At 51.4% G+C, this 17,839-nt stretch carries 18 protein-coding genes; 17 read left to right on the top strand and 1 reads right to left on the bottom strand.

Annotated elements, in window-relative coordinates; all coding sequences use genetic code 11:
* Positions 1-198: 198 nt before the first annotated feature.
* The 15 genes from ACQY6F_RS15150 to ureG all read left to right on the top strand — a co-directional run bounded on the left by ACQY6F_RS15150 (position 199) and on the right by ureG (position 14,255).
* Positions 199-1,236 carry a zinc-binding alcohol dehydrogenase family protein gene (locus tag ACQY6F_RS15150; protein ID WP_428775554.1) on the top strand — a complete coding sequence of 346 codons (1,038 nt, stop codon included), beginning with the start codon at positions 199-201 and terminating at the stop codon, positions 1,234-1,236.
* Positions 1,237-1,581: 345 nt separating this feature from the next.
* The gene (locus tag ACQY6F_RS15145) at positions 1,582-2,268 is read left to right on the top strand and encodes a hypothetical protein (RefSeq protein WP_428775553.1); all 687 of its coding nucleotides are present in this window, start codon (positions 1,582-1,584) and stop codon (positions 2,266-2,268) included.
* A gap of 330 nt (positions 2,269-2,598) precedes the next feature.
* A complete protein-coding gene (urtA, locus tag ACQY6F_RS15140) occupies positions 2,599-3,882 on the top strand; it encodes an urea ABC transporter substrate-binding protein (protein ID WP_428775552.1) in 1,284 nt (427 codons plus the stop codon).
* Positions 3,883-4,019: 137 nt separating this feature from the next.
* Positions 4,020-5,639: an urea ABC transporter permease subunit UrtB gene (urtB, locus tag ACQY6F_RS15135; RefSeq protein ID WP_428775551.1), complete on the top strand. Its 1,620-nt coding sequence runs from the start codon at positions 4,020-4,022 to the stop codon at positions 5,637-5,639.
* Positions 5,640-5,663: 24 nt separating this feature from the next.
* Complete coding sequence (gene urtC, locus ACQY6F_RS15130) at positions 5,664-6,893, top strand: urea ABC transporter permease subunit UrtC (RefSeq protein WP_428775555.1); 1,230 nt, start codon at positions 5,664-5,666, stop codon at positions 6,891-6,893.
* The gene (gene urtD, locus ACQY6F_RS15125) at positions 6,890-7,741 is read left to right on the top strand and encodes an urea ABC transporter ATP-binding protein UrtD (RefSeq protein WP_428775549.1); all 852 of its coding nucleotides are present in this window, start codon (positions 6,890-6,892) and stop codon (positions 7,739-7,741) included. The genes urtC and urtD overlap by 4 nt, the downstream gene beginning before the upstream one ends.
* 1 nt (position 7,742) lies before the next feature.
* The gene (gene urtE, locus ACQY6F_RS15120) at positions 7,743-8,438 is read left to right on the top strand and encodes an urea ABC transporter ATP-binding subunit UrtE (protein ID WP_428775548.1); all 696 of its coding nucleotides are present in this window, start codon (positions 7,743-7,745) and stop codon (positions 8,436-8,438) included.
* Positions 8,435-9,340 carry an urease accessory protein UreD gene (locus ACQY6F_RS15115; RefSeq protein WP_428775546.1) on the top strand — a complete coding sequence of 302 codons (906 nt, stop codon included), beginning with the start codon at positions 8,435-8,437 and terminating at the stop codon, positions 9,338-9,340. Before urtE ends, ACQY6F_RS15115 begins: the two co-directional genes overlap by 4 nt.
* A gap of 17 nt (positions 9,341-9,357) precedes the next feature.
* Positions 9,358-9,660, top strand: coding sequence for an urease subunit gamma (gene ureA, locus ACQY6F_RS15110; protein WP_428775544.1), 303 nt, complete (start codon positions 9,358-9,360; stop codon positions 9,658-9,660).
* A 9-nt stretch (positions 9,661-9,669) separates the two neighbouring features.
* The gene (locus ACQY6F_RS15105) at positions 9,670-10,029 is read left to right on the top strand and encodes an urease subunit beta (protein ID WP_428775543.1); all 360 of its coding nucleotides are present in this window, start codon (positions 9,670-9,672) and stop codon (positions 10,027-10,029) included.
* A 51-nt stretch (positions 10,030-10,080) separates the two neighbouring features.
* Positions 10,081-11,784 (top strand): urease subunit alpha, encoded by a 1,704-nt coding sequence (gene ureC / locus ACQY6F_RS15100; RefSeq protein WP_428775541.1) that lies wholly within the window; start codon positions 10,081-10,083, stop codon positions 11,782-11,784.
* Between the two features lie 28 nt (positions 11,785-11,812).
* The gene (gene ureE / locus ACQY6F_RS15095; RefSeq protein WP_428775540.1) at positions 11,813-12,271 is read left to right on the top strand and encodes an urease accessory protein UreE; all 459 of its coding nucleotides are present in this window, start codon (positions 11,813-11,815) and stop codon (positions 12,269-12,271) included.
* A 45-nt stretch (positions 12,272-12,316) separates the two neighbouring features.
* Positions 12,317-12,901, top strand: coding sequence for a HupE/UreJ family protein (locus tag ACQY6F_RS15090; protein ID WP_428775539.1), 585 nt, complete (start codon positions 12,317-12,319; stop codon positions 12,899-12,901).
* Positions 12,902-12,903: 2 nt separating this feature from the next.
* Complete coding sequence (locus ACQY6F_RS15085) at positions 12,904-13,584, top strand: urease accessory protein UreF (protein WP_428775538.1); 681 nt, start codon at positions 12,904-12,906, stop codon at positions 13,582-13,584.
* 47 nt (positions 13,585-13,631) lie between these two features.
* Complete coding sequence (gene ureG / locus ACQY6F_RS15080; RefSeq protein WP_428775537.1) at positions 13,632-14,255, top strand: urease accessory protein UreG; 624 nt, start codon at positions 13,632-13,634, stop codon at positions 14,253-14,255.
* Between the two features lie 74 nt (positions 14,256-14,329).
* Here the strand turns inward: ureG and ACQY6F_RS15075 are convergent, their stop codons facing one another.
* Positions 14,330-15,769, bottom strand: a complete 1,440-nt coding sequence (locus ACQY6F_RS15075) for a sucrose-specific PTS transporter subunit IIBC (protein WP_428775535.1) — start codon at positions 15,767-15,769, stop codon at positions 14,330-14,332.
* Between the two features lie 241 nt (positions 15,770-16,010).
* On the opposite strand from ACQY6F_RS15075, the gene ACQY6F_RS15070 reads away from it, so the two are divergent.
* Together ACQY6F_RS15070 and ACQY6F_RS15065 are read left to right on the top strand one after the other, a co-directional pair.
* On the top strand, positions 16,011-17,000 hold the full coding sequence (locus ACQY6F_RS15070; protein ID WP_428775533.1) for a LacI family DNA-binding transcriptional regulator: 990 nt from the start codon (positions 16,011-16,013) through the stop codon (positions 16,998-17,000).
* A 184-nt stretch (positions 17,001-17,184) separates the two neighbouring features.
* Positions 17,185-17,839: glycoside hydrolase family 32 protein (locus ACQY6F_RS15065; RefSeq protein ID WP_428775531.1), on the top strand; the 655-nt coding region annotated here is incomplete at its 3' end.

Below are 17,839 nucleotides of genomic sequence, written 5' to 3'. Positions count from 1 at the left end.
TTAACTCTTGTCCTGAATGGCGTAAGTGCAGTGCGTCAAGCTGATCGTCAGCGACAGCAGTTCAGGTACTAAATCAATAATCGATCTTTCTATTTTCAAATTATTTTTGAAAAACTTTCACGCAGCAGGGCATTTTTTAGCCTAACTAATTGACATATCTTGGTTTGAAACAATAAGCCTGAATTGGAGAGATAAGATATGTCATTGCCAAACACGATGAGAGCCGTGGGTTTTCAGTCCTCACTACCGATAGACGCACCCGACAGTTTAACGGAATATCAGTTGCCGGTTCCCACTGTAAATAGTGGCGAGTTGGTTGTACGAGTTAAGGCGGTGTCGGTGAATCCGGCTGATGCCAAGATCCGTGTTCGCGCTGCCAGCTCAGAGAAATTACCGCAACCAAGAATTTTAGGGTATGACGCAGTGGGTCAGATCGTTGCGATCGGTGAGGGGGTAGACGGCTTTGCACTGGGTGACCAGGTCTATTATGCCGGTGAAGTAACCAGACCGGGATCAAACGCGGAGTATCAAGCGGTTGATGCCCGCTTAGTGGCCCACACCCCCAAAAGCCTGACGGAAGCAGAAACCGCGGTACTGCCTCTTACCGCGCTGACTGCATGGGAAGCGCTGTTCGACCGGCTGAAAGTGGATATCCACGCCAGAAAAACCATTTTAGTGATTGGTGGTGCTGGCGGTGTAGGCTCGATGTTTATTCAGCTTGCCAAGCAATTGACCAACCTTAGGGTAATCGCCACTGCTTCGAGAAAGGAGAGCGAAGCCTGGGTAAGACAAATGGGGGCAGATTACGTGGTTAACCATGCTGATTTGGTTAATTCGGTCAGGGATCATGATTTTGATTACGTCGACTACATTTTTAACTGCGCTGATACGCAAGGTCACTGGGATGCAATGGCAGAACTGATCGCTCCCCAGGGGATGATTTGTTCAATTGTTGAATTCGACGGCGGCGTAGACCTATCAAAACTGCAGGGCAAATCGGCGGGCTTTATCTGGGAGCTTATGTTTACGCGCTCACTATATCAAACCCAGGACATCAGCCGACAACAGGATATCTTGTTTCAGCTAGCAAACTTAATCGACGCAGGCCGTATCCAGTCAACATTAACAGAAACCATTCAGGGGTTCGGTGCCGACCAGTTTAAGCAGGCGCATCAGATGATCGAATCAGCAGCGACGATAGGCAAAATTGCGATACTGTATGACTGGTTCGATTAACCAGTTTTAATATCGTTTGTTCGAACTGCCGGCTAAATCGGAGCGCCCGGATTAAGTGCCAAAAATGGCGGCACCGCACGAATTAATAACAGCTGTTAATGGTGTGGTGCCGCAGGATAGGCGGGCTGATTAGGTTGAATTTTGCCTGGCAGAATCTCACGTCAGTTTAGAGACAAGTCAGTGTGAGGGGAAAGTGAATAAGTGATGCGCGTCACATAAAATGGCGGTACCATCTAAAAATTGCATAGGAACTAGTTTGATAACCAATAGGGCAAAACCTAGAGTTGCCTCCGATTTGAGGGCTCTAAGCCTTTGAAAAATTAAGTTATCAATGAGGTTCTCACAATGAAAAAAACAGTAATCGCCGCCACTCTAACTGCGCTGACTCTTGGCATGTCCAATGCTGCACTAGCCAACACTAAAGCAGGCGATTTTGCATCTGGCTTGGAACTGGATTCTAAAATGAATATGGACACAGGCAGTGCCGGTAACCGTAAAGAGTTTGGTGCTAAAGTGTTCGCAAGCTATCAAGGTGCTGGCCTGTCACACAAAGTGAAAGCGGGTGAAGGCAACGAAACTGAAACAAACCTGAACTACACCTACGGCTGGGAAAATGTCTGGCTGACTGGTGAAGCTGAGCTGGTAACAAAAAAATTGGCCAATGATCAGCATAAATTTGGTCTGACTGTTGGTTCTAACCTGAATGGTCTGTTCGATACCAGCCTGCGCTACCGTCTGGATAAAGACTCTGAAAGCAAGTTTGCTGACAGATCTGAAGTTGACCGTTTTGATTTCTTCGTTGGTAAGCAACTGACTGACAACGTTTACCTGGGCGCTAAAGCGATTAGCCAAACTGAAAACACGGCATCTCGTCAAGGTTCTAAGAAAGACTGGATGAACTACGAAGTTCGCGCAACATTTAACAATGTATCTCCAAACATGATTCCTTATTTTGAGTATGCGCGTGAATACAACCAGAATCTTCGTAAAGACGACAACAACGTAAAAGTTGGCCTGGTACTGCCTTTCTAATCAAGCGAACGCTTAGAAATATTCACTAAACTGATAAAGCTCCCTGCTGTGGGAGCTTTTTTATTGCCCTGGATTTAGCGGTGAGCACCGCGCCAAAATTGGTTCAGAAAAGTGCCAAAAGATATAAGACCCAACTTGGTGAGTAGCCATGGGGCAATGCACCAATATATCGCATGGCTTGCATAGTGTTTCTCTGATGTTACTTGCGTCCTTGCGTACAAAGTTATTATTTAACAATGGCTTAAATTAATAATTAGACGCGGGATTTAATCTGGCATCTATTTTGATGTGTATTGAATGGATAAATATGCATCATAAGGAGATGACCATATGAACATTACGTTCAATTTTAAGCTTGCTGCACTGACTGCTTCTCTGGCACTGACTACGGGGATGGCTCAGGCTGCTGACACCATTAAAGTAGGGGTGTTGCACTCCTTGTCCGGCACCATGGCCATAAGTGAAACAACCCTGAAAGACACCATTTTAATGCTGGTAGATGAGCAGAATAAAAAGGGTGGCTTGCTGGGTAAAAAGCTGGAAGCGGTAGTGGTGGACCCGGCGTCTAACTGGCCACTTTTTGCTGAAAAAGCCCGGGAATTGATCGAAAAGGAAAAAGTCGATGTGGTATTTGGTGGCTGGACATCAGTGTCGCGCAAATCAATGCTGCCGGTTTTCGAAGAACTCAATAGTATTCTGTTTTATCCGGTTCAGTATGAAGGCGAAGAGTCTTCCAAAAACGTCTTTTACACCGGCGCCGCGCCAAACCAACAGGCGATTCCCGCAGTTGACTACCTGATGAATGAACTGGATGTAGAACGTTGGGTTCTCGCCGGTACCGACTATGTCTACCCACGCACTACCAACAAGATTCTGGAAGCTTACCTGAAAGACAAAGGGGTGAGTGAGAAAGACATCATGATCAACTATACCCCGTTTGGTCACTCTGACTGGCAATCGATCGTTTCTGACATTAAGAAATTTGGCTCAGAAGGCAAGAAAACCGCCGTGGTGTCGACCATCAATGGCGATGCAAACGTTCCGTTTTACAAAGAGTTAGGCGCACAGGGTATTTCATCCGAAGACATTCCAGTTGTCGCCTTCTCGGTGGGTGAAGAAGAACTGTCTGGTATGGACACGTCGCCGCTGGTTGGCCATTTGGCAGCATGGAACTACTTCATGAGTGTGGATACCAACGCAAACGAAGAGTTTGTCGAAGCCTGGCATAAATTTATCAAAAACCAGGATCGCGTCACCAACGATCCGATGGAAGCCCATTACATCGGCTTCAATATGTGGGCACAGGCGGTCACTAACGCAGGCACGACAGATCCGGAATCAGTCCAGGACGCTCTGATTGGTATTTCGGTCCCCAACCTGTCCGGTGGCTACTCGTCAATGCTGCCTAACCACCACATAACCAAACCGGTGTTGATCGGTGAAATTCAGGATGACGGTCAGTTTGAAGTGGTATGGGAAACCACAGGATTGGTTGCCGGCGACGCCTGGTCAAACTACCTACCTGAATCTGCCAAGCTGTTCTCCAGCTGGTCGAAACCCTTCTCTTGCGGTGCGTTTAATGTAGAAACTAAGAAGTGCTCTGGTACTAACTAAGACACTCATTTCAGCGCCTCAGCCCATGCTGCATGTGGGCGGGGCGCTGCCTCGATTGGCTTTATTCTATTTAATCCGGATCAATTTGCAGGGATAGCCGATTGTCTGTGGATTGACGGTCTACAAGGACCCTTTGCATGAAAACTATCACCAGAGTGTTATCTGTTTTTGCACTCCTGATACTGAGTTGCAACGTCGCGTTCGCAAATGTGAGCGACAAATCCAGCTTCAGCCAGGCTCTGCTTGGGAAAAGCAGTCAGCAAAAAATCGCAGCCATAAACTGGCTGGTTGCCAACCAGCCTGAAGATGAGGTCAAACCGATACTGACGGCCTGGCTGAACGGTCAACTGTATTACTTCGAACCCGCCCAGCAGCCTGAGAATGCGCTGTATATCATTGAAGACATCAAACAGCAGAGCGAAGCCATTAACGGCTGGGATGGTTCTGTTCTTACCATCGAAAATCGACGTGATTTCGACAAAGTACGCGTAAATAACAAGCTTCGCAGCGTGATCAGAACAGAGCTGGCCACACTTCGCCTCAATAGTACTCAGGCCCAGACCCGCGCTGCGGCGGTAATCGAGCTGCTCAGTGAGTCGGATCAGGAGGTGATCGATCTGCTTGCAAAGCGGCAGGCGGTAGAAACCGATGCGACAGTGATTGAACTGCTCAACCTGGCACTGGCCATCAATACGGCAAAAAGCGGTACAGGTGCTGAACGAATTGAAGCGATTACCACGCTGGCGGATTACAAACAGCCGGAAGTGTATAAAACGTTAGCGGGTTTGCTATCGTCAGAAACTGACCCGGATGTACAGGCCGCCGCAAAGCGCAGCCTGGATGCTTATCAGCAGAGCCAGTCGCTTTATTCCGGTGTTGAGACACTGTTTTTTGGCTTGAGCCTCGGCTCGGTATTGGTGCTGGCTGGTATTGGCCTGGCGATCACCTTTGGCGTTATGGGTGTCATCAACATGGCTCACGGCGAGCTGATCATGATTGGGGCATACACCACCTATGTATTGCAGCAGCTGATGCCGGCTATGCCGGGAGTCGCGCTGGTGCTGTCAATTCCTGCCGCGTTTGTGGTGTCAGGATTGGTCGGTATCGCCATCGAACGTAGTGTGATTCGCCACCTGTATGGTCGGCCTCTGGAAACGCTGCTGGCGACCTTTGGTATCAGTCTGATCCTTCAGCAAGCGGTACGCTCAATTTTCTCACCTCTTAACCGCTCAGTAACGACTCCGGACTGGATGTCCGGCGCATTGCAAATCAACCCCATGTTATCCATTACCTACAACCGCCTTTATATCGTGCTGTTTTGCGCCATGGTGTTTATCGGCCTGGTGATGATTCTGAAGAAAACCCCGCTGGGGCTTCAGGTTCGTGCTGTGTCGCAAAACCGGGCAATGGCCAGGGCGATGGGCATCCATTCTGAACGGGTGGATGCGTTGACCTTCGGCCTGGGCTCCGGTGTGGCCGGTATTGCCGGGGTGGCGTTGTCTCAGCTTACCAACGTCGGCCCCAATATGGGCCAGGCCTACATCATCGACTCCTTCATGGTGGTGGTGTTTGGCGGCGTTGGCAATCTATGGGGCACACTGGTGGCCGGTTTGGGCTTAGGCTTGTTCAACAAAGTGCTGGAACCCTGGGCAGGTGCGGTAATGGCCAAAATATTGATGCTGGTATTCATTATTCTATTTATTCAAAAACGTCCTCGCGGATTGTTCCCGCAACGCGGTCGTGCGGCAGAAGGTTAAGGAGGACAAATGCAATCAAACGGTATGAATTCAAAATCGGTGCTGTTATCGGCCATGAAAGGTGACAGAGGTGGCCAGATCACCCTGCTGATCCTGCTATTGGCGGTAGTGCTGGTGCCAATGGCCAATATGCTGTTACCGGCCGGTCATCCGCTGCACGTGGAGACTTTCACGGTTTCACTGATGGGCAAATACCTCAGCTATGCGATGCTGGCTTTGGCGGTCGACCTGGTCTGGGGTTATCTGGGTATTTTGAGCCTGGGCCATGGGGCATTTTTCGCCCTGGGTGGTTATGCCATGGGCATGTACCTGATGCGACAAATCGGTGATCGCGGCGTATACGGTAACTCGATTCTTCCCGATTTTATGGTGTTTCTCAACTGGCAGGAGCTGCCCTGGTTCTGGTATGGCTTTGATCAGTTCTGGTTCGCGGCGCTGATGGTGGTGCTGGTGCCTGGCGCGCTGGCTTATGTGTTTGGTTATCTGGCGTTTCGCTCACGGGTATCCGGCGTGTATTTGTCGATCATTACCCAGGCGCTGACCTACGCGTTATTGCTGGCGTTTTTCCGCAATGAGATGGGCTTTGGCGGTAACAACGGCCTGACTGATTTCAAGGACATTCTCGGTTACAGCTTACAGGCTGATGCCACGCGCAATGTGTTGTTTATTTCGACCGGGGTAGCGCTGATCATCAGCTATCTGGTTTGTCGTAGCGTTGTCGCCAGTCGTTTAGGCCGGGTGGCAATGGCGATTCGGGATACTGAATCCCGCACCCGCTTTATGGGCTATGACGTTGATGGCATTAAGTTGTGGCTGTTTGTTCTGTCTGCCGTCATCGCCGGTGTTGCCGGTGCCCTTTACGTACCGCAGGTGGGGATAATTAACCCGGGTGAATTTGCCCCGCTTAACTCGATTGAAGTCGTGGTCTGGGTGGCACTTGGCGGCAGGGCAACGCTGTTTGGCGCCATTGTCGGCGCATTGGTGATCAACTACGCCAAAAGCTGGTTTACAGTGGAATTTCCGGAAGTCTGGCTGTTTGCACTGGGCGGCTTGTTTGTTCTTTCGACTATGTATTTCCCGAAAGGTTTAATGGGTTTTATCAGCGAAAAACTATCGCTGCTTAACAAGCCGTTAAACCATCAGCAAGCCGGTGTCACCACCGACGCTCAATCAAAGCAACAGGCACAACCGGGGGAAAGCAAACCCGGGAAATCTAAGCTTGGGAAAAACAACGTAGGGGAGGCGCCGGTATGAACAGCTTTGAAACGGCCAGCCAGATCGGCCACGCGGTAAAAGAGATCACCAACCGTGATGAGGTGTTTTCGTTCCTGAAACCCGAACGTCATCCGTTGGTGGATACCCGCCACAACATCGTGCTGTACGTGGAAGGGGTTAATAAGAGTTTTGACGGCTTTAAAGCGATCAATGACCTTAACCTGTACATCCGGGAAGGGGAACTGCGTTGCATTATCGGCCCGAACGGCGCCGGTAAAACCACCATGATGGACATCATTACCGGCAAAACCAAACCCGATAGCGGACAGGTCTGGCTCGGTTCAAATCTTAACCTGCTCAAGATGAACGAGTCGGAAATCGCCAACGCCGGTATCGGCCGAAAGTTTCAGAAGCCGACCGTAATCGAATGCCTGAATGTGTGGCAAAACCTGGAACTGGCCATGAGCGGCGTGCGCTCGGTATGGCGGACTTACACCGCGGTCATGTCTGGCGAGCAAACCGACAAATTAGAGTCGGTGTTAGAGCTGATTAACCTCAAAGACGATGCCCATCGACTGGCGGGCAATCTGTCCCACGGGCAGAAACAGTGGCTGGAAATCGGCATGTTGCTGATGCAAAACCCCAAACTGCTACTGGTGGATGAACCGGTGGCAGGGATGACCCATCAGGAGATGGACCGAACGTCGGAACTGCTTAACTCGCTGGCGGGCAAACACTCGGTGGTGGTGGTAGAGCACGATATGGATTTTGTTCGCTCGATAGCCAGCCATGTCACTGTGCTCCACCAGGGGCATGTGCTGGCTGAGGGCAACATGGATCAAATTCAGGCCCATCCTGAAGTTAAACAAGTCTATTTAGGGGAATAACATGTTGCAGATTTCTGGTTTAAACCAGTTTTATGGTGAGAGCCATACATTATGGGACCTGGATATCGAAATACCCCAGGGCAAATGTACCGTGCTGATGGGCCGCAACGGCGTCGGAAAAACCACGCTGCTGCAGTGCATTATGGGCCTGGTAAAAGTGGAAAGCGGCGAGATCACCCTGGAAGGGCAGTCGCTGCTAAAGCACAAGGCGGAAGCCCGGCCAAGGCTGGGTATCGGTTATGTCCCTCAGGGCAGGCAGATATTCCCGATGTTGACCGTACAGGAAAATCTGGAAGTTGGCCTGCCAATCCGCGACAAAGGCGACCGGCAGATCCCCGAATTTATCTTCGACCTGTTTCCGGTGCTAAAGGATATGCTGCATCGCCGGGGCGGTGACCTGTCAGGCGGTCAGCAGCAGCAACTGGCGATCGGACGGGCACTGGTGGTTAACCCTAAATTACTGATCCTGGATGAACCAACCGAAGGTATTCAACCCAATATCGTCCAGGAGATCGGCGACATCATTCGAATGCTCAACGATAAGCTCGGGTTAACGGTGTTGCTGGTCGAACAGAAATTGCCGTTCGCCCGTAAAGTGGGTGATCAGTTCTGTATTTTAGACCGCGGCCGCCATGTGGCGCAGGGCGAGATGAGCCAGCTTGATGATAGGCTGATCAAGGAGTACCTGACAGTATGAATACTATCACGCCAACCCAAGCGCAATCACGGCCGCCGGTTGATCTTGCCCAAGCGATTGACCACGACACGCAGGCGGGCTGGAAAGCCAGGCTGGCGCTCAGTTTCAGTGACCGAGGCGATAAAACGGTAATCAAACAACGCAGCCAGCAAGGGCCTTTGGCTATCCAAAGGCCGCTCTATCCGGAAGGCAAAACCTGCCATACCTATCTGCTTCATCCGCCTGGTGGGGTCGTCGGCGGTGATACCTTGTCGATTACCGCCACGGCACTGCCCGGCGCACAAGCGCTGGTCACCACCCCGGGTGCGACCAAGTTCTATCGTTCCAATCATCGCTATGCCCGCCAGACTCAGCATTTAAGCGTTGCGTCTGGTGCCAGGCTGGAATGGTTGCCGCAGGAAAATATCTTTTTCCCACAGGCACATGCGCGGTTAGACACCATAGTTGAACTGCAAAGCGATGCACAATTTTTGGGCTGGGAGATGCACTGTCTTGGACGGCCTGCACTAAATGAGGGATTTAGCTCAGGTCATTTGATTGGCAAGACCGAGATTTTTATCGATGGTCAGCGCATTCTAACCGAAGGAATTAACCTCTCTGGTGAAGATAAGCTAATGAAAAATATAGGCTTACTGGATTTTCCTTTGGCGGGAACGCTCTACCTGACTAACCAGGATGACGCTTTTATCGAACTGGTACAAAGCTTGCTCTCTACCATAGAGCAACAATTTGGCCGTGACCAGATCATCGTCGCCGCGACACAGCTTGAAGGCGTGATCGTTGTCCGTGCGCTGGCGGTGTGGAGTGAAATCTTACTGCGCTGCTTTCAGCAAGTCTGGCAACTTACCCGTGGTCACTGGACCGGTGTGGAGCCGGATCTACCGAGGATCTGGGCCACCTGATAGCGATAGGAAATAACATGGAATTGTCTCCGAGAGAAAAAGATAAGTTATTGATATTTTGTGCAGGGATGTTGGCACAACAGCGTAAAGCCAGAGGGATCAAACTCAATTATCCTGAGTCAGTGGCATACATCAGCAGTGCGATTTTGGAAGGGGCTCGAGAGGGCAAAAGCGTATCGGAATTGATGGATTTCGGCCGCACGCTGCTTAGCGTCGATGACGTGATGGAAGGCGTTGCCTCCATGCTGCCGGACGTGCAGGTCGAAGCGACCTTTCCCGACGGGACCAAACTGGTTACCGTCCATGAACCGATAGTCTAAGGAGTGCTGATGTCTTCCAGTAAAGTAACAGCGACCGGTAAGGAGTCCGCTGACATCATGATCCCCGGCCAGATCGAAACCCAACAAGGCGATATAGAGCTCAATCAGGGACGTGAAACATTGACCATTAGTGTCCGTAATATGGGTGATCGCCCGGTACAGATTGGTTCTCACTACCACTTCTTTGAGGTCAATGACGCGCTGCAGTTTGAACGCGACAAGTGCAAAGGTTACCGGCTCAATATCGCCGCGGGGACCGCGACTCGTTTCGAACCCGGTCAAACCCGTACCGTAGAGCTGGTTAGCTATGCCGGAAGCCGCCAGGTTTACGGTTTCCAGGCCAAAGTAATGGGTAAGCTAGAACCCTAGCGATTATAAAATTAAACGGATTTTCAATTCATTAACAGACAAGGATAGCGAATGGCGAGCATATCCAGGCAGGCGTATGCCGAAATGTTTGGTCCGACGACCGGCGACCGTATTCGACTGGCCGATACCCAGTTGTGGCTGGAAGTGGAAAAGGATTACACGGTATACGGCGACGAAGTAAAATTTGGCGGCGGTAAAGTCATCCGGGATGGCATGGGACAGAGCCAGCGTCCCAGCAGTGAAACTCCGGATCTGGTGATCACCAACGCGGTGATCCTGGATTACTGGGGTATCGTTAAAGCCGATGTGGCGATTAAAAATGGCCGCATTCAGGCGATTGGTAAAGCGGGTAATCCGGATGTGCAATCGGGTGTGTCGATCATCATTGGCCCGGGCACGGAAGTGCTGGCTGGTGAAGGGGCAATCCTGACCGCCGGAGGAATCGATTCTCATATCCACTTTATTTGTCCGCAGCAGATAGAAGAGGCGCTGGCGTCCGGTATTACCACCATGATTGGCGGCGGAACCGGCCCAAACACCGGCACCAATGCCACCACCTGTACGCCGGGACCGTGGAACATGCACCGTATGCTGGAATCGCTGGACAGTTTTCCGATGAACTTTGGCCTGTTGGGCAAAGGTAACGCCAGCCAGCCCGAGGCATTACGGGAACAGGTTGCCGCGGGTGCGGTAGGGCTGAAACTGCATGAAGACTGGGGCACGACACCGGCATCGATTGATACCTGCTTGTCGGTGGCCGACGAAACCGACGTTCAGGTGGCGATACATACCGATACGCTGAACGAGTCCGGTTTTGTGGAATCCACTCTGGCGGCTATCGGCGACCGCGTCATTCACACCTATCACACCGAAGGCGCAGGTGGCGGCCATGCTCCGGATATTATCAAGGCAGCCGGCGTGGCCAATGTGCTGCCATCGTCAACCAATCCGACCCGGCCTTATACGGTCAACACCGTGGATGAGCACCTGGATATGCTGATGGTGTGCCACCATTTGTCACCTTCGATTGCCGAAGATGTCGCCTTTGCCGAATCTCGCATTCGCCGTGAAACCATCGCCGCAGAAGATATTTTGCATGACCTTGGTGCGTTTTCGATGATCGCGTCTGACTCTCAGGCGATGGGTCGGGTAGGCGAGGTGATCACCCGTACCTGGCAAACGGCGCACAAAATGAAAGTGCAGCGCGGCAGCCTGGCGGAAGATTCCAGCTACAGTGATAACTTCCGCCTCAAGCGCTATGTGGCCAAATACACCATTAACCCGGCGATCACTCACGGTATGGCCCATGAAATCGGCTCGGTGGAAGTGGGCAAACTGGCGGACCTGGTGTTGTGGAAGCCGGCGTTTTTTGGCGTCAAGCCCAGCATTATTCTCAAAGGCGGCATGATCGCCATGGCACCGATGGGGGATGCCAACGCCTCGATTCCGACCCCGCAACCGGTCCACTACCGGCCGATGTTTGGCAGCTTTGGCAAAGCAGTACATAGCACGTCGATGTTGTTTATTTCTCAGGCCGCAAAACAGGCCGGCGTGGCCGAACAACTGGGTTTGCAAAGCCAGATCGGCGTTGTGAGTCACTGCCGGGATATCAGCAAGGCTGACATGAAGTTAAATGACTGGCAGCCCAATATCGAAGTCGACTCCCAAACCTATCAGGTGCGTGCCAATGGTGAACTGCTGGTCTGTGAACCGGCAGAAGTATTACCGATGGCGCAGCGGTATTTCCTGTTTTAACGGCGCACGAGATCATAAAGAGGCAAGGATGATAAAACTTACCGAAATCAGCCAAGAAATTAACCATAAACCGAACGCATTCCTGAGCCTGCCGATTGAAAGCCGGATCAAAAGTCGCCTGAAAGTCATCCTGGATGATGGCCGCGATGCCGGACTGTTTCTGCCCCGTGGCCACATACTGCGCGGCGGTGAACAACTGAAGAGTGAATGCGGATTACTGGTAGAGATCAAGGCCGCTCCTGAACAGGTGTCGACCGTCTATTGCGACGATTTTCGACTGCTTACCCGGGTGGCCTATCACCTGGGCAATCGCCATGTCCCGCTGCAAGTGGAGTTTGGCTGGGTGCGTTATCAGCACGACCACGTACTGGATGAAATGGTGGCAGGGCTCGGCGCTAAGGTCACTTCTGAGCTGGCACCCTTTGAGCCGGAAAGCGGTGCCTACGGTGGTCGCAGCGGCGGACATCACCATCATCATGAACACTAATTAAACTAACAAGCCTAGTTTTCGAGATCAGAAAAGGAATTCATCATGACAACTTCAACTTTGAAACGTTTTACCTGGTTGCCACTTGCACTGTCGCTCGCGGCGGCGCCTTCTGCCGTTTGGGCTCACACCGGTCAGCATTTAGCGTCATTTTCGACCGGGCTACTTCACCCCCTGACTGGCGTTGACCACCTGCTGATGCTGGTCGCCTTTGGTATGCTGGTCGGTTTTTCTTCTCTTAAGGCAAAAGGCAAAGCGGGGCTAATGGTAGCGGCGCTGGCCGTGCTATTTGCCGGACTGGTGGCAGGCCGAAGTCTGGGGGCTATGGCACCGATCGAACTGCTGATCCTTGTCTCTTTGCTCGTGGTCAGCGGCGCATTATGGTCGGCGTTTTCCGCCTCAAAACAGTGGCAAAATCTGTCACTGACCGTATGTACCGCTATGCTGTTTTTCCACGGCTATGCCCATGGGGTGGAAATCACCGGAACGGTAACTTCATTTAGTACCGGTATGTTGGTTTCTGCCACCGGACTGATGGCAGTTGGCTTAGCGGCCCATCGCATCGTGGCGAGCCAGTGGCTGGCCGCTATCGTTTCCTCACTGACTGCTGCATATCTGCTGACGGCATGAAGATGGCAGAGCAGTCAGCTAGTGAGCTAGCTCGTTATCGCCTTTTCCAGTTAATCAGCCCCTCGTTACCGATAGGTGGATTCACTTACTCTCAAGGGCTGGAGTGGGCGGTCGAAGCCGGTTGGGTCAAGGACAGATCATCACTGGAGCAGTGGCTAACCCATGTGCTGATAAGCAGTGTCGCCACCTTAGAACTGCCCGTGATCGACAGATTCTATCTGGCTCTGGAGCACCAGGATGAGACAGCCCTGGAGCAGTACAGTGAACTGCTTTACAGCAGCAGGGAGACCCGCGAGCTGCGAGCGGAAGAGCGCCAGCGGGGGCTGGCCCTGAAAACTCTGCTTAAGCAGCTGGGCATTGAGTGGCCGGCAAGTGTGCAAAGCCACCCCAATCAGCTATTGGGATTTTGCCTGGCGGCGCATCACTGGCGGATCCCGGCCGCTGATCTCAAACAGGGTTATTTGTGGAGCTGGCTGGAAAATATGGTGATGGCTGGCGTCAAACTGGTGCCACTGGGTCAGACCGATGGTCAGCTCGCCATGGTCAATATTAGTGAACAGTTTCCCACTGCCATTGAGCGCGCCAGTCAAATTGAAGAGTGGATGATTGGCAGCTTTACCCCTTCGGTTGCGCTCGCCAGCAGTCTGCATGAACAGCAATACACCCGGCTGTTTCGATCATAGCCGGGCAACAGATTCAACCGCACTCAGCGATTAAAAAAGAGGTTTTTATGGAAAGCTACAAACAACCATTACGAATTGGCATAGGAGGCCCGGTCGGTTCGGGCAAAACCGCATTGCTGGAAGTGCTGTGTAAAGCGATTCGCGACAAACTGCATATCGCCGTGGTCACCAATGATATCTATACCCAGGAAGATGCAAAAATCCTGACCCGAGCCGAAGCACTGGAGCCGGACCGCATTATTGGCGTGGAAACCGGAGGCTGTCCGCACACCGCGATTCGTGAAGATGCCTCGATGAATCTGGCGGCGGTGGAAGAGCTGGCCAAGCGGCATAAGAATCTGGATGTGGTGTTTGTCGAAAGTGGTGGCGATAACCTCAGTGCTACTTTCAGTCCGGAGCTGGCTGATCTGACTATCTACGTGATTGACGTAGCTGAAGGCGAGAAAATTCCTCGTAAAGGCGGGCCGGGCATTACCCGCTCTGATCTGCTGGTGATCAACAAGATTGATCTGGCGCCTTATGTGGGCGCATCACTCGAGGTGATGGAGCAGGACACGCAGCGCATGCGTCCGACCAAACCTTTTGTGTTCACCAACTTAAAAGAGGGTAAGGGACTGGACACCATCATCGACTTTATCCTCACTGAAGGCATGCTGGAATTTCATCAGTAACAGGTTTTGGTGTTGGCAAAGAAAAAGAAAGCGCCCATTGGGCGCTTTTATCAGGAGCAATCACACATAGGGGGTTATGCGGTGACTGCCTTGCCTTGTTTGACTTTCTGTCGTTGTGCCAAAACTAGCGTCAGACCAAAGGCCACGACAAACGAGATTGCCATACCCGCCACGTAGTAACCAATCTGAGTCGGGTTGATGGAGATAATACCCGGTAAACCTGCAGCACCCAGAGCCTGAGCTTTAACGTTAAACAGAGTGATAAAGGCGCTGGAGATGGCCGCACCAGTGATCGCCGCGATAAACGGGTAACGCAGTTTCAGGTTAACACCAAACATCGCCGGTTCTGTAATACCAAGCAGTGCAGTAACGCCAGACGGCATTGCAATCCCTTTCAGCTTCAGATCCTTGCTGGTTAGTCCCACGGCCAGTGCCGCTGCGCCCTGAGCGACATTCGACATAGCCGCAATCGGGAAGATAAAGGTACCGCCAGTTACCGCGATGTCAGCCAGCAACTGAGTTTCGATAGCAATAAAGCTGTGGTGCATACCGGTAATTACAAACGGTGCGTAGACAAAGCCGAACAGGGCACCACCGATAAAGCCAGCGGAATCGTATAGCCAGTTCAGGCCGTCGCCAAGCAGGAAGCCCAGATCACGGGTGATAGGCCCGACCAGAGTGAAAGTTAAAAAGCCGGTGATGAAGATGGCCAGCATCGGCGTTAGCAGGTTATCCAGTATCGACGGGATGATTTTACGTAACCCATTTTCCACTTTGGCCAGAATAAACGCGGAAACCAGCACTGGCAGGACGGAGCCCTGATAGCCGACTTTCTGAATCTCAAAACCAAAAATGTTCCAGGTAGGGATCGTGCCGGCGACGCTTGCGCCACCAAAGCCCCAGCCGTTAAGCAAATCCGGGTGCACCATCAACATACCCAGCGCGGCACCGAGGAATGGGTTACCGCCAAATTTACGACTGGCGGAGAAGGCAAGTAACACTGGCAGGTAGACAAAAGGTGCGTTGGCAAAAGTGTTGATCATACTGGCCAGATCGGCCATGCCAGGGTAGGCCTCAATCAGTGACTGGCCATCAATAAACAGCCCCTTGGCCGTCAGGACGTTAAACAGCCCCATTAACAGACCGCCCGCCACAATCGCCGGTATAATCGGCACGAATATGTCTGACAGCCCTTTCACTGCGCGCTGAACTATGTTCTGTTTCTGCGCACCGGCAGAGGCCACATCATTGGTCGACATCTCTGCCAAGCCAGTCAGTTTAGCCATTTCGGCATGGACCTGATTGACAATACCTGAACCAAAAATGATCTGGTATTGACCGGCGACCTTAAACTGGCCTTTTACGCCTTCTAAATTTTCTATTGCTGACTCGTCAACTAGTGAATCGTCTTTCAACGCCAATCTCAAGCGTGTTGCACAGTGTGCCAACGCCTGTAAGTTGTCCTTGCCACCAAGCAGCTCTAATAATTGTCTTGCTATGACTGGATAGTTCATTGCATACCCCGGTTAGTATCTGTTCTCGTCAAAGTGTTTTTACAGCTTGCAATCCATTTTGGGAACGTTTGCGAAATTAATTTTTCGCCATCGATAGCATTTCGTCAAAGTATATAGCCAGTTTATGTGAGATTGATCTGCTAAACAAATTCGCTAAATGGGCTTTGATCAGTAAAATGACGCTGTATAAGTAATGTTTTTTGCAATCAATCCCAAAAATAACAACTAAAGGATGGCCGACATGGCGAGCTTACATGACGTTGCAAAACTGGCTGGGGTGTCAAAATCTACCGTATCCCGGGTAGTTAACAATGAATATGGCGTAAAAGAAGCCACTAAAATCAAAGTGATGAAGGCGGTGGAAGAGTGCGGCTACGTCGTCAACCAGGTGGCGAAAGACCTGAAATCACAGAAAACCAACTTGGTGGGCGTCATCGTGCCAAGGATGTCATCCAACGCGGTTGCACTTGGCGTCGACGGTTTAAGTAAGGTGTTTGAACAGGCGGGCAAACACGTTCTGCTCGCCAACAGCCAAATGATTCCAAATAAAGAAGTTGAGTTTATTCAACTGTTTAACCAGAAGCGGGTCGAAGGGATCCTGCTCTACGCGACTCATGTCGATTCACAACTGGTGGCCGCCATCCACCAGTCCCGCGCACCGGTTGTGGTCGTCGGCCAGGATGCATCACTGTTTAACATACCCAGCATAGTCCACGATGATTTGCGGGTTGGCTTCGAAGCGGGTAACCGTTTGCTGGCGGCAGGGTGTCAATATATCGGCTTTATTGGGGTCATGGGCTCGGACGTCGCGGTCGATAAACTCCGTTCTGACGGCCTGATACAGGCACTCACCATGGCAGGGGCCAATGAGCTGCAGTTTCATACCCATGGCGAGTTCTCAATAGAATCGGGCTACGCGCAGATGAAGCAATTGTTGGTGAAATACCCGCAAACGGACGGAGTATTTTGCGCCACCGACCGTATCGCCATCGGGGCGATAAAAGCGATTGAGGAGTGTGGTAAACAGCCCGGCAAGGATATCAAAGTACTCGGGGTGGGGAACGATGAGTTGGGTTTCATTAGTTCGCCAGGGTTGTCCACTTTTAACTATGCCTTTGATAAAGCAGGGGAAAATGGCGCAAAAATGTTACTGGAGATTATTTCTGGTGCCAGCAACACCATGAGTAAACTGGTGCTGACGTTCCAGAACGTAGAGCGGGAGACCTGCTGAACAACGCTTGGTAGCGCGTAAATCGAAGCGGTTTTGCATTCAATCAGCCTGGCATTCGCCGGGCTTTTTTGTGCGTTCGATCACGCATTATCAGCGCGACCAGCCGCAATTATCGACCGGAACTTGTGTCCCGGCATAAATTTGATTATGTTTGCAAACGTTCCCAATATTTAAGGTATAACAGATGTTGTTAGAGAGCTGTGTTGAACGCTGTGGTGGAATTGAAAATATCGTGCGCGTGTTGTATCCCGGGCAGAGATTGGTGCTCGCCGTTGCGGATGATTCTGCGGTTAATATCGATTCAGACCAGATGCAAATTGAAGACGTACTTGGCGAAACACAAGTCAGTTTTCCCCACGTTCAGGTCACAGAGCAACAGTTATTGGATCTAGGCAAAAGGATTGCTAGCCGGCAGAAACAGCGGGCTGCAGACAAGTGCCAACCGGTTAGCAGCGTTTATCGACCTATGTGGCATATCTCGCCGCCGCAAGGGCTACTCAATGATCCGAATGGTTTTATTTTTCACCAGGGTCAATACCACCTGTTTTATCAGTGGCATCCGTTCGCCTGCCAACACAAGGACAAATACTGGGCGCATCTTACCAGTAAAGATTTAGTCCATTGGCATTGGCAGCCCATTGCCCTGACGCCATCAGACTGGTTTGATGCTCACGGAGTATTTTCCGGCCATGCCGTCAGTGATGGTGATCAACTCAAACTGTTTTATACCGGCAATACCCGCATTGGTACCGAAAGGGATCGACATACCACCCAATGCATTGCCACTTCATCTGACGGTATTGAATTTCACAAGCAAGGCCCAGTGATAGCCGAACTAC

Source organism: Vibrio sp. (assembly GCF_050299255.1).
Classification (GTDB): domain Bacteria; phylum Pseudomonadota; class Gammaproteobacteria; order Enterobacterales; family Vibrionaceae; genus Vibrio.
This window is presented reverse-complemented; position numbering and strand designations above follow the sequence as displayed.